The following is a 14,581-nucleotide window of genomic DNA, read 5'->3' as shown; positions in this document are numbered from 1 at the left end:
TAAAATGCAAGAGCTGTTATAATATTGGGAGCTGGAAAATAGTATAATGAGACCAGCTTGCATCTTTTATTTAAACTTAAAGATGGTAATCTTCTATGGATTTTATACCATTTACGCGTAACGTCATGAAATGGGTGTGACATGTGCTCAGAGATATTTCTTTAAAACAAGCGTATGAATTCGCAACACAAGTGTATGCTTTTTTTTGAGGTTTGACCCCATAAAGAATGTAAAAAAACAAAAGGTTGAAGAAAGGTATAATCTCTAATCTTTACAAGATATGACTATAGATTCTTTGGAAAATTGCAAAATTGCACTAAAGAAATAGTGATAAAAATAAGTATTGATTTTTACATTTACGCCTTCATATTATCCTAAATTAGGTTGTATTCTTGCTTTCAGTGATTTCAGAAACTTGTTTATAACTTATAATCTATCCTTGACTTTAATTAAAATATTAATAATTGGGAATACGGTCGGGGAGGTTTTTTTCGGATCTTCCATAAACTTTTATTTTTTTATCTCGTCATCTTATCTAGATTTATAACGCTCCAACTTTTCAGGAGGTACTTTATCATGACTGAAATCAAAACGACCTTCGACTTCAAAAATTTTTCTCCTGAAGCTCTCGCTGAAAAATTAAAAAGTCAGCATTTTGCAGACTCTATTGATATCATCAATGACCTCGATATCATGGAGCGTGTAACTATTCTTAGTCTTCTGCCTCTTGAATATGTTATCGAGCTATTTGATAAACCAGAGCTTGAGCAACCTGTTGCTATTTTAGAACTTCTGCCCATAAATCGTGCTGTTGAAATTCTTGATGGCATGTCTGCAGATGCTGCTGCAGACGTCTTTCAAGAAATGGATAAAGAAACCCGCACGCGGCTTTATGCCTTGCTTAAACCCTTAACGCGCGCTGAACTTAAAAAACTCACCAGTTATCCTGATCATACAGCAGGGGCACTGATGACAACTGAGTTTATAACGGTTCCTTCAAATTGGACCATACAAAAAACTTTGGATCACATTCGTGAGGTCGAGCGAACACGTGAAACAGTTTATACCAGCTATGTAATTGACCCTAAAACAGGAACTCTTCTCAAAGCTGTTTCACTGCGTAACCTTATTCTTGCCTCACCTGATGAACAAATTCTTAATGTCCCTACCCATGATTCGCCCATTACAATATCGCCCTTCACGCATCATGAAGATATTGCGCGTCTTTTCCAGCGCCATGACCTTCTCTCGGTGCCCGTCGTTGATGAAAATAACCATGTCATTGGCATTGTAACCGTTGACGATGTGCTTGATACTATGGTCGATGAGATGAATGAAGATGCTTATAAATTTGGGGGTATGGAAGCGCTTGATAAGCCCTATATGCAAATCAAATTTCCTGAAATGATGAAAAAACGCGGCGGCTGGCTCGCTTTACTCTTTATCGGTGAAATGCTAACCGCAAGCGCTATGCAACATTTCGAAACTGAACTTGAAAAAGCCATTATTCTTACGCTGTTTATTCCTCTCATTATGAGTTCAGGAGGGAATTCCGGTTCACAAGCTACTTCCCTTATTATCCGCGCATTGGCTTTACGTGAACTCACGCTAAAAGACTGGTGGAAAGTTATCATTCGTGAAATTCCAACAGGACTATCCCTTGGTCTCTTACTCGGAATTATCGGCATTACGCGCATTGCTCTTTGGCAAAAACTCGGTATCTATGACTATGGACAACATTGGATTGCTGTTTCAACAACTGTAGGCACCGCTTTAGTCGGCATCGTTACCTTCGGTTCTCTCTCTGGCTCTATGTTGCCCTTTATCCTTAAAGGTTTAAAATTTGATCCTGCAAGTGCTTCTGCTCCTTTTGTGGCAACTTTAGTAGATGTCATGGGTATTATAATCTATTTTTCTGTAGCTTCCCTCATTTTGTCAGGAACTCTTCTTTAAACATGGGAAGTAAAAACATACCCTTATGGAAAGATCTTGTCATATCATTCCAGATCTTTCCATAAGAGCACAAGCTCTATTATCTGTTTTCTAGCACATCATTTTATAAATAATACATTGCTTTATAATGATAATTAATCATTTTTATATTAAATCATACCGTAAAATCATCTTCTTGTCTGTCATAGGTAGGATAGATGTGTGGCTGGAAATTATTCAAGAAAGGAGTAAAATACTTCTTATATCCCCTCTCAAATACAAAAGCTGTCACAATATTGACAACTGAGACAAGAATAATAATGGAGGTTATAGGGTTTATATGCTTCACAAAGGCGTTGAGGGTATACCGTTCACGTGTATTAGAACATTCATTGTCCCTATCATGAAATGGATGTGTGATATTAAGGGATCTCTCTTTAAACGGACATAAATGTGCAACAACAAGTATATTCTTTTTAGATCATTCTAGTCGCAGGAGAGGTATAATTCTATAAAGTATGATAAACAAAAATGTAGGCGATACACCAATCTTGATGATTTAAAATGTATTTTTTGAGATGCTTTTTAAGTCATAAAACTGAATTAAAAATAATGGCAAAGAGGGAAACTTTCTATACCTTCATATTCTTTATAAATCAGGTTGTGTTTGCGTTTCACAAATAAATCAAACAGATATCACTTTTCCTCTAATCTGGCATACAAAAGTTAGAACTTCTTATAAAATTCTTAATCGTCTCAATATTTATCTCAAATATGCGGTTGCATTAAATCTGGAGATTTTGATTGACAAACTCCAAAAGAAACGAAAGCTTTATTAGGAATAACAATGTTATAAAGCGTCAATAGATTGGCTATAGATTGAGAGATATTCTAGATTTTTATCAATCTTTTGCAAAACAACAAATATGACACAGCTCGCTGTACTTATTCCTACAAGCCATTCATATAAATCTCTTGCGTCATATTGATAAAAATCCAGTTGACTATGATTTATGGACAATTCTTGGCTCGAGAATAGAACACACACGAACCATAAAGTTCTTTTACGAAACTCCAGCAATTAAGGCTTCATCGAGTATTAAAGACTTGGACGAATCGTTTTGCCATAAAAATATGGTCTCTATCTTCCAAAATTATAAAAAAGCATGTAAAAGACTTTTTAATAATCAGGCGAAGAATGTAAAGACTTTGCCTCAAATGAAATTTCATTAAACGAAAAGAAGAAAATTTATGCAATTGCGTAACATTGCCATCATTGCCCACGTTGACCATGGGAAAACAACGCTTGTAGACGGACTTCTCAAGCAATCAGGAAACTTCCGTGATAATCAGCGTACAAGCGAACGTATGATGGATTCAAACGATATTGAAAAAGAACGTGGAATTACAATTCTAGCGAAAGTGACATCTGTTGTTTGGAAAGATACCCGAATTAATATCGTTGATACACCAGGACATGCCGATTTTGGTGGAGAAGTTGAACGTATTCTAAATATGGTTGATGGAGCCATCGTCCTTGTTGATGCTGCTGAAGGACCAATGCCACAAACAAAATTTGTCGTTGGTAAAGCATTAAAAGTGGGATTGCGCCCTATTGTTGCTATTAATAAAATTGACCGACCTGATGCACGCGTTGATGAAGTCATTAATGAGGTTTTTGACCTTTTTGCCGCTCTTGACGCAACCGACGAACAACTTGATTTTCCTATTCTTTACGGCTCGGGGCGCGATGGATGGATGGCTGAAACTCCAGAGGGACCAAAAGATCAGGGACTCGGTCCTTTATTTGATCTTGTAACGCGGCACGTTCCTTCTCCTCGTGTCGCAGAAGGACCATTCCGCATGATTGGGACTATTCTTGAAGCAGATTCGTTTTTGGGACGAATTATTACAGGTCGTATTCATTCCGGCTCTCTAAAACCCAATCAAAATGTCAAGGTTCTTGGGCAAGATGGAAAACTTTTAGAAACTGGACGTATTTCAAAAATTTTAGCATTTCGTGGTCTAGAACGGCAACCTATTGAAGAAGGCAATGCTGGTGATATTGTTGCGATTGCAGGTCTACAAAAAGGTACCGTTGCGGATACTTTCTGTGATCCAGCTGTTAATGAACCCTTGACTGCCCAACCCATTGATCCGCCTACTGTTACGATGAGTTTTCTCGTCAACGATAGTCCCCTTGCAGGAACGGAAGGAGATAAAGTAACAAGCCGTGTCATTCGTGACCGTTTGTTAAAAGAAGCAGAAGGCAACGTCGCCCTTAAAATTGAAGAATCAGCCGATAAAGATTCTTTCTATGTTTCAGGACGAGGAGAATTACAGCTTGCGGTTCTCATTGAAAATATGCGCCGTGAAGGATTTGAGCTTAGTGTTTCACGTCCACGTGTTGTGATGCAAAAAGATGAAAATGGAATAACTCTTGAGCCAATAGAAGAAGTTGTTATCGATGTTGATGAAGAATATTCCGGTACTGTTGTGCAAAAGATGTCTGAACGTAAAGGTGAAATGGTGGAATTGCGTCCTTCTGGAGGGAATCGTGTCCGCCTTGTTTTTTACGCGCCCACCCGAGGACTCATTGGTTATCAATCTGAACTTTTAACGGACACCCGTGGTACAGCCATTATGAATCGCCTTTTCCATGCTTATGAACCTTATAAAGGAGACATTGCGGGTCGTGTTAATGGTGTTATGATTTCAAATGACAACGGTGAATCTGTCGCTTATGCTCTGTTTAATCTTGAAGATCGCGGACCTATGATCATTGATGCAGGTGTTAAAGTCTATCAAGGTATGATTATTGGCATTCATTCACGGGATAACGACTTAGAAGTCAATGTTTTAAAAGGAAAAAAACTCACCAATATGCGCGCTTCTGGAAAAGATGAAGCCGTAAAGTTAACGCCTCCCATTAAAATGACACTAGAACGTGCCCTATCGTGGATACAAGATGATGAACTTGTGGAGGTCACCCCTAAAAATATTCGTCTCCGCAAACTTTATCTTGATCCCAATGAACGTAAGCGTTTTGAAAAAACACGTGCATCAATTTCAAGCTAATTTCATAATCTCTTTGGTAAAATATTTTATTGTAAGCCTTACTTTAATCCCAGAAAGGATGTCTCTATGAATATTAAGGAAATACCCGTAGGCAAAAACCCACCAGAAGATATTAATGTTATTGTGGAAGTCTCTCTTGGTGGTCAACCAATAAAATATGAGATGGATAAAAAGTCGGGCGCATTATTCGTTGACCGTTTTCTTCATACCTCAATGGTTTATCCTGGAAATTATGGTTTTGTTCCTCATACACTTTCAGATGATGGTGATCCTATTGATGTTCTGATTTGTAATACCCGTCCACTAATGCCTGGTTGTGTGATCAATGTTCGCCCTATTGGTGCTCTGATGATGGAAGATGATGGTGGTAAAGATGAAAAAATTATTGCCATTCCTACACCAAAATTAACAAAACGCTATATCAATATTCATGACTATACAGACCTGCCTGAGATTACACTCAAGCAAATTGAACATTTCTTCAAGCATTATAAAGATTTGGAACCTGGAAAATGGGCCAAAATTGAAGGGTGGCGTGATAAGAACTTTGCCCATGAATTAATTAAGCAAGCTGTTGAGCGTAATAAAGAAATATAATAGTTTTAATAACATAAGGCCTATTTTTTTAATAGGCTTTATTATTTATTTTCATACGAGATACAATCCCTAAAGGATTGCCATATCTGCTTTAACTCTTCTAAATGTGTTGAAAAGTGAAGTTGTTTGTAGCGAGATGTTGCCCCACTTTTCAGAGAAATAGAAGAAGATGGAATTTTCCACTGCTTCGCAAAAAATTTAATGAGAGCTTTATTTGCTTTTCCATCTTCAGGAACAGCACGAAGGCGTATAACCAGATATTGTTTTTCACCATCCCTACATTCAATCCCTATTATTTTATCAACGGATGATTTGGGAATGAGGTATACAAACAAAACCAAGCTATTTTTATCAACTTGATAAAACATTTATTCGCCTCAAATCATATTTCTATAGATACATGCCTGCGTAAGCGCGCCACATGAAATTACGAATAAAATAAATAATAATGAACACCACAATAGGTGAAATATCAATTGTTCCCAAATTTGGTAAAATTTGCCGGATAGGGTTTAAAACGGGATTTGTAAGGCGATATAGAAAGTTCCCTATCAAAACAACAAAGCGATTGCGCGAATTTATGATATTAAAGACATAGAGCCAGGAAAAGATAACACTAGCAATTAAAATATCAATATAAATATCAAAAATTAAATCAATCGTTTGAAGCAATGCATAAACCATGCGTTATCCCTTTCAATCAAGGAAACAGAAAAGAGTATAGAAAGCCTTCATTAAAATGAATCTGTATATTGAATAATAATTTTATATCCCAACATTCCGTGAAGAAAAAACTAAACAGCCCAAATTATTCATCTCTCTATTTAATGATGATAAAGCTAGAAAACAAATATCAAAATTAAAAAGAGTGCAATGAAAATAGAAGAAATGACAAATAATCTGAAAACTTTAAAAGCGCTGAATTATAGAGCTAATCTTAAATCTCATCGTTTTAATGATCAATTTATACGCACAAACTAAAAACGGCCTTAAAAGGCCGCTTTTATTTTATTTTTAAAATTATTTCTGCAAAGCAGCCAAACGGTTAAGGGCACTACTAAAACCATCGAGCTGAACAAATAAATCATTCAAAGCTGGTTCACCTGCAGCAGCAATTGTCATCGCCAACTTTAACTGTTTTCCAGCACGTAAAGCTGCTACATGAGTTTTATCAAAAGCGACTGGAACCATACAACCTGCTGGTACACAAGTCCGAATACCGGTTTCAATAACAGCTTTTCCCTCATCAACTTGTAAACGAACAGGCTTAGAAACCAAAATGCCAAAAGGAACTGTTAAATTACCCGATACAACACCTTCAGCATTGAGAATAAGAGCCATAGCCACAACAACACGCCCCTGCTCATTCACTTCTTGACGGTGCATAAAGCAAACTTTTTTCCCTTCTTGTAACCCACAGTTAATGGTCCACAAGCCGTAGGTTTCAGTCAAAGAAGAAGCGCCATTTGGCAATGTCGCTGATGCCTCTTTCGGTGCAGGAGGCTTTGAATTTGTCGCAAATGCAACAGATGAAATACTCAAAAGAGTACAAACTATAAGTAAATTAAATAACTTTTTCATTTTTATATTCCTGTTCTTTACATAAAAGAGAAACATGTTTATCATCTATAAATGATTATATCACATAAAGCATCTTAATAAAAAAAGCTTTCTCATAGTCATATAGCTTTTATAATGATCTAAGGCTACCTCGAAATTCGCTGACAACTTTCATATAAACATGCTTTTTAAAAGAAACGGCAATCGAAGGAAGGGATTCTAGATCAATCCATTTCCATTGATCGAATTCTGCTTTATTGCCATCTGGTGGCGGATTAATCACAATTTCAGAAAGTTCTCCCGTAAACTGGAAAGCAAACCATTTTTGCATTTGCCCACAATATTTATTGCTTAATGTGCACGCAACAAGTTCTTGTGGAAAATCATAATAGAACCAATTTTGTGCTTCTTTAATCAACTTTACAGATCGAATACCCGTTTCTTCATAAAGTTCTCGATATGCTGCATCTAATGGCTTTTCATCTTCATCAATTCCTCCTTGAGGAAGCTGCCAACGATGAGATCTGTCAATATCTGCATGAGCTAACGTCATTAAACGACGCCCAACCCAGACTTTACCTTCATGATTAAAGACAACAATTCCAACACATTTGCGATAAGGAAGAGTCTTCAAGTTAACATCTGCATCCATTATATTCCTCAAAAGCGCAAGCTATAGATATCATTTCTCACTTTAATATATCCTTATTGGGATCTGGTGGAAATGCTGCATTTGCCATCTCACCCCGTAACAGTTTGTAAGCCTCATTCAATTGAATATCATCCTTAGGATCTTTCGGAACAAAAGCAGCTGAACCAGATCCTTTATTGTTTTCTCGTTTCCCTTTGATATGCCCTTTTAATGCAGACTCACCAACTTTTACATCATAACCCTTATATTTTTCAGGAAGTGGTTGCTCTACAATAATATCAGGTGTAATCCCTGTTCCTTGAATAGAAGTGCCAGACGGCGTATAATAAAGTGCTGTTGTTAAACGCAAGGCACCATCTTCGCCTAGAGGAATAATCGTTTGAACAGATCCTTTACCAAAAGATTGCGTACCCAAAATTGTCGCACGACGATGATCTTGTAGGGCACCAGCAACAATTTCAGAAGCACTTGCCGAACCACCATTAATAAGGACAATAAGTGGTTTTCCATTGGTGACATCACCTGGCTTTGCATCAAATCTCGTCACATCACTCTTTTTACGGCCACGCGTTGACACAATCTCACCTTTATTGAGAAAAGCACTCGAAACATTAACAGCTTGATCTAAAAGTCCACCAGGATTAAGCCGCAAATCAAGGACGTAACCTTTTAGTTTATCTTCAGGAATTTTAGATTGGACATCTTTAATCGCTGCCAGAAGATTCCCTAATGTCTGCTCAGAAAACTGAATAACTCTTAAATATCCAATGTCGCCCTCAACCCGATATTTCACCGCTTTTACCTTGATAATATCACGAATAATCTTAACTTCAAATGGCTGATCAACGCCAGAACGAATAATTGTTAAGGTAATTGGTGTTCCAGGAGCCCCTCGCATCTTATTAACAGCTTCATTCAATGTTTGACCATTCGTTTGTACATCATCAATTTTTGAAATAAGATCTCCTGCCAAAATACCTGCTTTTGAAGCGGGGGTATCATCCATCGGAGAAACAACTTTAATTAAGTTTTTTTCCATAGTGACTTCAATACCAAGGCCTCCGAATTCTCCTTTCGTAGAATCTCGCATATCTTTAGCTTCTTCAGCATTCAAATAAGATGAATGGGGATCCAGTGATGTGAGCATGCCATTGATAGCATTTTCAATAAGCTTTTTATCATCTGGAACTGTGACGTATTGCTTACGCACGCGTTCAAAAACATCACCAAATATGGCCAACTTTTTATAGGCATTATCTTCATTATTTGCAGCAACAGACTGCACCATAATCATTGAACAGGCGCCGAGCAATACCCCAGCGACCAAAAGAATAACTTTACGAATCATTTTGGCTCCTTCTCATTTTTTCAGTCTGCCACCAAGGAGTTGGATTTACAGGCTTTCCCTGCTTTCTAAACTCAATGTAAAGCATTGGAGCAGCTTTTCCTATATCCAATGCAACACTATTTGCAATAAATTGCGTCCCCATCATACCCAGAGGCTCGCCTGAAAGAACAAACTGCCCCTGTTTTACATTAATTTTCGACATTCCGGTAAGAATAATGTGATAACCATTTCCAACATTGAGAATGATTAACTGTCCGTAAGAACGAAATGGCCCAGCAAAAGCAACAAAAGCATCCGCTGGCGATATAACAACAGCCCCTGACTCTGTTTCTATCGTCTCACCAAAACGTGTAATCTGCGAATTCTTATGAGAATATCGAATTCTTTTTCCTGAAACAGGAAAAAGTAAAGAACCTTTTCGGTTTTCAAAATTGGACTGCTCTAACAATTGTAAACTTTTCCGTATCTGTATTGATGAGTCGGAGCTAAGTTTTGACTGACGGTCAAGCTCTAAAATCAATTCTTCCAAAGACTGCGCTTTTTTAGCAAGAGCAATATTTTTTTGTTGCTGTTCTGTAAGTTCTTTTTCTGATTTTTTTTGTAGTTTATTTTTTTTGTCTAATAAAAGCTCTAAACGTTTTCGCTGCTCTGCTTGACTTTGCAGTTTTGTCTTTAACGTCGTATATTCCGTAGTAATGGAATTGCTTAAATTGGTCAACTCCCTGAGTTTCTCTGTTAAATCTCGCGTTTTCTCTTGCATCTGAGGAATGATAGTCCCTAATAAAACAGAACTGCGCATAGAAGCCAACACATCCTCTGGCTGTATCATAAGAGCTGGAGGTGGATTCAACCCCATACGTTCTAAAATTGCAAGAACTTCCGCAAATTCAGTGCGACGACTTTTTAAACTTTGATAGACTTGTACCCGCTTTTCTATCATTTTTTCAAGCTTTTCTTCCCTTTTAGCAATATCATCTGCGATTTTACGTTCTTCTTGAGCAGCTTTTATGAGTGCATCACTCAAAACACGTTGATCTTTTTTTAAATTCTCAACTTGACGCGTAAGAAAAACAACACGCTCACGCGAAAGTGAAATATTTTGACGAATTTCTCCCAATTCTTTATGTACTTCTGTACTCCTGATTGTATCTTCCGCTTGCGATACAGAAAAGCAAAAAAACATACTCAAGAGCAAGATGACAAATATCACGCATTCCCCATATAAATATCGCATCTTTCTATGAAGAAGCTTTTTCATTTGCAAAAACCATAACACCTCATCGTATATACGAAAGATGCTTTAAACGGTGTCGGCTAAAACTCTATTAATAAATATATAAATAAGTGCTAAAAGTTGAACAAAAATATTTAAAAACGATGATATGGATGATGATTTGCAATGGTTACAGCACGGTAAAGTTGTTCTGTAAGAAGAATACGTGCAATTTGATGTGGCCACGTCATAAAACCAAAAGATAAAAGAAAATCAGCACGATTCCTTATTTGTTCATTATGCCCGTCAGGTCCCCCCAAAGCAATGATGACATCCCGAATGCCTTCATCACGATAACACCCTAATTTTTCAGCAAAAGCAGCTGAAGAGATTGACTCTCCACGCTCATCCAACACAATTAATTGACATTTTTCAGGTAAAAATTCAATAAGTTTTCTTCCCTCTTCCTCCATACGTTGACACGCTGTTTGAGCACGACTTTCTGGTATCTCTTGTAACTTTTTTAAATGAAATCCTACAGCCCCAGAACTTTTAGAAAAACGATCCAAATAATGCTGGACCAATTTTTGCTCCGCTCCACTTTTCATACGACCAACCGCAAAAATAGAAATTTGCATTTTAATGATCTCCGAAGAGAACCGATGTTGTATTGTTTAAATCTGGAGCCATCCATATTTTTTCTAAATTATAAAAAAGACGAATTTCCGGACGAAAAAGATGAATGATAATATCACCTGTATCAATCAATACCCAATCACCTCCAGAAAGCCCTTCTACACGCGCAAGGCCCTGCCCGCTGTCTTTCCAAATGCGTAACAAATGATCAGCAATTGAAGATACATGACGCTGCGAATTTGCTGAAGCTATGACCATATAATCAGCCAAAGATGACTTCCCTTGAATATCAATAGCAACAATATCTTCTGCTTTTGTATCTTCTAAACTCTTGAGAATAATTTTAAGACTCTCATGAATAGAAAAAACTTTTTTTGCTTTTGACGGCATCATATTGTAAGAGTGGTTTCGTAAAACGTTTTTCAGATCAATATTCCTTTCTTATTGTTGTAGAATATAAAAAAGCTATCTTTAAAGAGAAGCAGAATCTTATTAATTGTTCAAGAAAAATTATTCTTTCTTCAAACGAAGGTTTGTTGAAGATTGAAAAGATAAAGGTCCATGCAAATAAGTCCAAACTGGTGGTTTTATAAAAGGTAATCGCTCACTTTCTCTTTCATCCAAACGAAACTGACGATAAATGTGTGCCATAGGAGAAGAGAGGGCAGACTTATTGCCTAAAGGACGATCAATAATTGCAATAGGAAGCATAGAGACAATATCACGCCATCGATACCAATGATGAATCGTTGTAAAACTATCTGCACCTATAATCCATACAAAATTTACGCTACTGTAATGGTTCAGAATATGAAAAATCGTCTCTACTGATACTTTGCTCCCTATAGCCTTTTCAAAACCTGTTAAGCGAATTTTTGGATGATCAATAAGCTTAAAACTTAATCGCATTCTCTCCTCTAAAGAAAGCAACTGTGTACAATCCTTTAAAGGATTCCCTGGACTAACCATCCACCATAACTGATCAAGCTGCAAACGCCGAATAGCAATTTTTGCAACAAGAAGATGCCCCGCATGCGGTGGATTAAAGGAACCACCAAAAAGACCGACAACATTGGATCTTTCAACAGGTGGCATACGATTTTTCCATGGAAAAAATGGACTTTTCAAGCTCTAACCTGACCATTTCCTTTAATATGGTATTGAAATGATGTTAGCTGTTCAACACCTATGGGACCACGTGCATGCATTTTTCCTGTTGCGATACCAATTTCCATTCCAAAACCAAATTCACCTCCATCAGCAAATTGTGTAGATGCATTGTGCAATAAAATAGCTGAATCCAAATGATTAAAAAATTTCTTCACCACTTCCATATCCTCAGCAATAATCGATTCCGTATGCCCTGATGAATAACGCTTAATATGAGAAATGGCTCCCTCAACCCCTTCAACCGTTTTAACAGAAAGAATAGCATCAAGATATTCATGTGACCAGTCTTCTTCAGAGGCTAATTTTACATCTGGCACAAGAAACGCAATATCTTCTGTAGCACGGATTTCACACCCCTTCTCCTGTAAAGCAGTCAAAACAGGAAGAAACTTTTTTAATGCTTCATTGTCAATGAGAACTGTCTCAACAGCACCACATATCCCTGTCCGACGCAACTTCGCATTTAAAACAATATTGCGCGCCATATCCAAATCTGCCGATTTATCAATATAAATATGACAAAGCCCCTCTAAATGGGCAAAAACTGGAACACGTGCATCAGACTGAACGCGCGCAACAAGACTCTTTCCACCACGTGGCACGATCACATCAATCGCTCCATCCAATCCTTTGAGAATTTCCCCAACGGCAGCACGATCTGTCGTTCCAACCATCTGAATCGCACTTTTTGGTAAACCAGAGTGCTCTAAACCTTGTACCAATGCACAGTGAAGAGCATATGAAGAATGAAAACTATCCGAACCACCGCGCAAAATCACAGCATTGCCCGCTTTTAAACACAAAGAACTTGCATCAATTGTAACATTTGGGCGACTCTCATAAATAATACCAATCACACCAAGAGGTGTCCGTACACGACTTATATGAAGCCCATTGGGGCGTGTCCACGCACTCATGATCTGCCCAACAGGATCAGATAAACGAGCAACTTGGCGAACACTATCTATCATTGCAGCCAAACGCAATTCATCTAATTTGAGCCGATCAACCATTGCGGCTTTCAAATTATTCTGAGTAGCCTTCTCTAAATCCAAACAATTTGCCCGTAAAATTTCATCTGAGTGAGCCTCTAGGCTTAAAGCGATCATTTCTAATGCATTGTTCTTTTGCTCAGAAGAAGCAACAGCCAACGCTGCAGCGGCAGAGCGTGCTTTTTGCCCCATATCCTTCATTTGTTCTTCTAAAGTCATCGTATCATTCACTCTATTAAAACAATAAAACCAAAGTAACTTTTTTAAACAGAATTGGTCAAGCAGCGTAAAATCATATCATTACGATGCACCATAGCAGAGCGTGCCTCATACCCAAGAATAGATTCTATTTCTTCGCTTTTACGTCCTATAATGCGTACAGCTTCATCTTTGCCATAACTTACAAGTCCTCGCGCAATCTCAACCCCATTTGTATCAACAATAGCAACCGTATCCCCACGATTAAAATTTCCCTCAACAGCAATAACTCCTGCTGCTAATAATGATTTTCCTGATTCAAGAGCCTTAATGGCTCCTTGATCAATCGTCAAAATACCAGACGGATCTAAATGACCAGAAATCCATGTTTTCCAAGCACTAACGGATTTCTCCCCAGCCGCAAAAAAACTCTTGCGTTCACCTTTGTCAATCGCTGCAAGGGGATTCATACGTTTGCCTGAAGTAATAATCATCGCCGTTCCAGCAGCATTCGCTATCTTTCCTGCATCAAGCTTAGTCTTCATTCCTCCCCGTGAAAACTCTGAAGCAGCAACGTCTGCCATTTTCTCGATATCATGCGTAATGGACGCTACAAAAGGTATAAATTCAGCCGTCGGATCGCAATGGGGAGACTTTGTATAAAGACCATCAATATCAGATAAAAGTATTAAAAGATCTGCCCCCATCATTGTTGCCACACGTGCAGCTAAGCGATCATTATCACCATAACGAATTTCATTTGTCGCAACAGTATCATTCTCATTAATAACGGGTACAGCTCCAAAACGTAAAAGTACATTAATCGTCGCACGTGCATTGAGATAACGTCTTCGCTCTTCCGTATCAAATAAAGTGAGCAAAATCTGGCCTGTTTTGAGCCCATGTTGTGCAAGCGCATCACCATAGGTTTTTGCTAATTCAATCTGTCCCAAAGCAGCACATGCCTGACTTTCTTCCAATTTCAAAGCTCCTTTAGGAAGCTGTAGCAATGTCCTTCCTAGAGCAATAGCGCCTGAAGACACCAATAATATTTCTACGCCTCCTTTGTGCAATTCAACAACATCATTAATCAAGCTTTTAAGCCATTCAACGCGTAAACCTGTCTGAGGATCAACCAAAAGTGCAGATCCAATCTTGACCACGATACGTTTATAGTGTGTGAGTTTTTGCAATCCAACCGCCAT

The 14,581-nt window shown here is 37.9% G+C and carries 14 protein-coding genes; 3 read left to right on the top strand and 11 right to left on the bottom strand.

What is annotated here, in order from left to right; genetic code table 11:
• Positions 1 to 576: 576 nt before the first annotated feature.
• From mgtE to ppa, 3 genes are all read left to right on the top strand, one after another.
• Positions 577 to 1,953 (top strand): magnesium transporter, encoded by a 1,377-nt coding sequence (mgtE, locus tag BTR_RS00950; protein ID WP_012230548.1) that lies wholly within the window; start codon positions 577 to 579, stop codon positions 1,951 to 1,953.
• Positions 1,954 to 3,183: 1,230 nt separating this feature from the next.
• On the top strand, positions 3,184 to 5,010 hold the full coding sequence (gene typA, locus BTR_RS00945) for a translational GTPase TypA (RefSeq protein ID WP_012230546.1): 1,827 nt from the start codon (positions 3,184 to 3,186) through the stop codon (positions 5,008 to 5,010).
• 66 nt (positions 5,011 to 5,076) lie between these two features.
• Complete coding sequence (ppa, locus tag BTR_RS00940) at positions 5,077 to 5,607, top strand: inorganic diphosphatase (RefSeq protein WP_005774190.1); 531 nt, start codon at positions 5,077 to 5,079, stop codon at positions 5,605 to 5,607.
• Positions 5,608 to 5,648: 41 nt separating this feature from the next.
• Here the strand turns inward: ppa and BTR_RS00935 are convergent, their stop codons facing one another.
• From BTR_RS00935 to proB, 11 genes are all read right to left on the bottom strand, one after another.
• Positions 5,649 to 5,975: a DUF167 domain-containing protein gene (locus tag BTR_RS00935; protein ID WP_012230539.1), complete on the bottom strand. Its 327-nt coding sequence runs from the start codon at positions 5,973 to 5,975 to the stop codon at positions 5,649 to 5,651.
• Between the two features lie 22 nt (positions 5,976 to 5,997).
• On the bottom strand, positions 5,998 to 6,291 hold the full coding sequence (locus BTR_RS00930) for a YggT family protein (protein WP_012230537.1): 294 nt from the start codon (positions 6,289 to 6,291) through the stop codon (positions 5,998 to 6,000).
• A gap of 336 nt (positions 6,292 to 6,627) precedes the next feature.
• Positions 6,628 to 7,188 carry an invasion associated locus B family protein gene (locus BTR_RS00925; protein WP_012230535.1) on the bottom strand — a complete coding sequence of 187 codons (561 nt, stop codon included), beginning with the start codon at positions 7,186 to 7,188 and terminating at the stop codon, positions 6,628 to 6,630.
• 109 nt (positions 7,189 to 7,297) lie between these two features.
• Positions 7,298 to 7,819 carry an RNA pyrophosphohydrolase gene (locus BTR_RS00920; RefSeq protein ID WP_012230533.1) on the bottom strand — a complete coding sequence of 174 codons (522 nt, stop codon included), beginning with the start codon at positions 7,817 to 7,819 and terminating at the stop codon, positions 7,298 to 7,300.
• A gap of 37 nt (positions 7,820 to 7,856) precedes the next feature.
• Positions 7,857 to 9,167: a S41 family peptidase gene (locus BTR_RS00915; RefSeq protein WP_012230531.1), complete on the bottom strand. Its 1,311-nt coding sequence runs from the start codon at positions 9,165 to 9,167 to the stop codon at positions 7,857 to 7,859.
• Complete coding sequence (locus BTR_RS00910; protein WP_049776885.1) at positions 9,157 to 10,401, bottom strand: murein hydrolase activator EnvC family protein; 1,245 nt, start codon at positions 10,399 to 10,401, stop codon at positions 9,157 to 9,159. The genes BTR_RS00915 and BTR_RS00910 overlap by 11 nt, the downstream gene beginning before the upstream one ends.
• Positions 10,402 to 10,535: 134 nt before the next feature.
• Complete coding sequence (gene rlmH, locus BTR_RS00905) at positions 10,536 to 11,018, bottom strand: 23S rRNA (pseudouridine(1915)-N(3))-methyltransferase RlmH (RefSeq protein WP_012230528.1); 483 nt, start codon at positions 11,016 to 11,018, stop codon at positions 10,536 to 10,538.
• A gap of 1 nt (position 11,019) precedes the next feature.
• Complete coding sequence (gene rsfS, locus BTR_RS00900; protein WP_012230527.1) at positions 11,020 to 11,409, bottom strand: ribosome silencing factor; 390 nt, start codon at positions 11,407 to 11,409, stop codon at positions 11,020 to 11,022.
• Positions 11,410 to 11,526: 117 nt separating this feature from the next.
• Positions 11,527 to 12,111 carry a nicotinate-nucleotide adenylyltransferase gene (locus tag BTR_RS00895; RefSeq protein ID WP_012230525.1) on the bottom strand — a complete coding sequence of 195 codons (585 nt, stop codon included), beginning with the start codon at positions 12,109 to 12,111 and terminating at the stop codon, positions 11,527 to 11,529.
• A 29-nt stretch (positions 12,112 to 12,140) separates the two neighbouring features.
• The gene (locus BTR_RS00890) at positions 12,141 to 13,397 is read right to left on the bottom strand and encodes a glutamate-5-semialdehyde dehydrogenase (protein ID WP_012230522.1); all 1,257 of its coding nucleotides are present in this window, start codon (positions 13,395 to 13,397) and stop codon (positions 12,141 to 12,143) included.
• Positions 13,398 to 13,441: 44 nt separating this feature from the next.
• A complete protein-coding gene (proB, locus tag BTR_RS00885; protein ID WP_012230520.1) occupies positions 13,442 to 14,581 on the bottom strand; it encodes a glutamate 5-kinase in 1,140 nt (379 codons plus the stop codon).

The sequence above is a fragment of the Bartonella tribocorum CIP 105476 genome (assembly GCF_000196435.1).
GTDB classification, from domain to species: domain Bacteria; phylum Pseudomonadota; class Alphaproteobacteria; order Rhizobiales; family Rhizobiaceae; genus Bartonella; species Bartonella tribocorum.
Note: the sequence above shows the minus strand (reverse complement) of the source record. Positions and strands in the feature narration are given on the sequence as shown.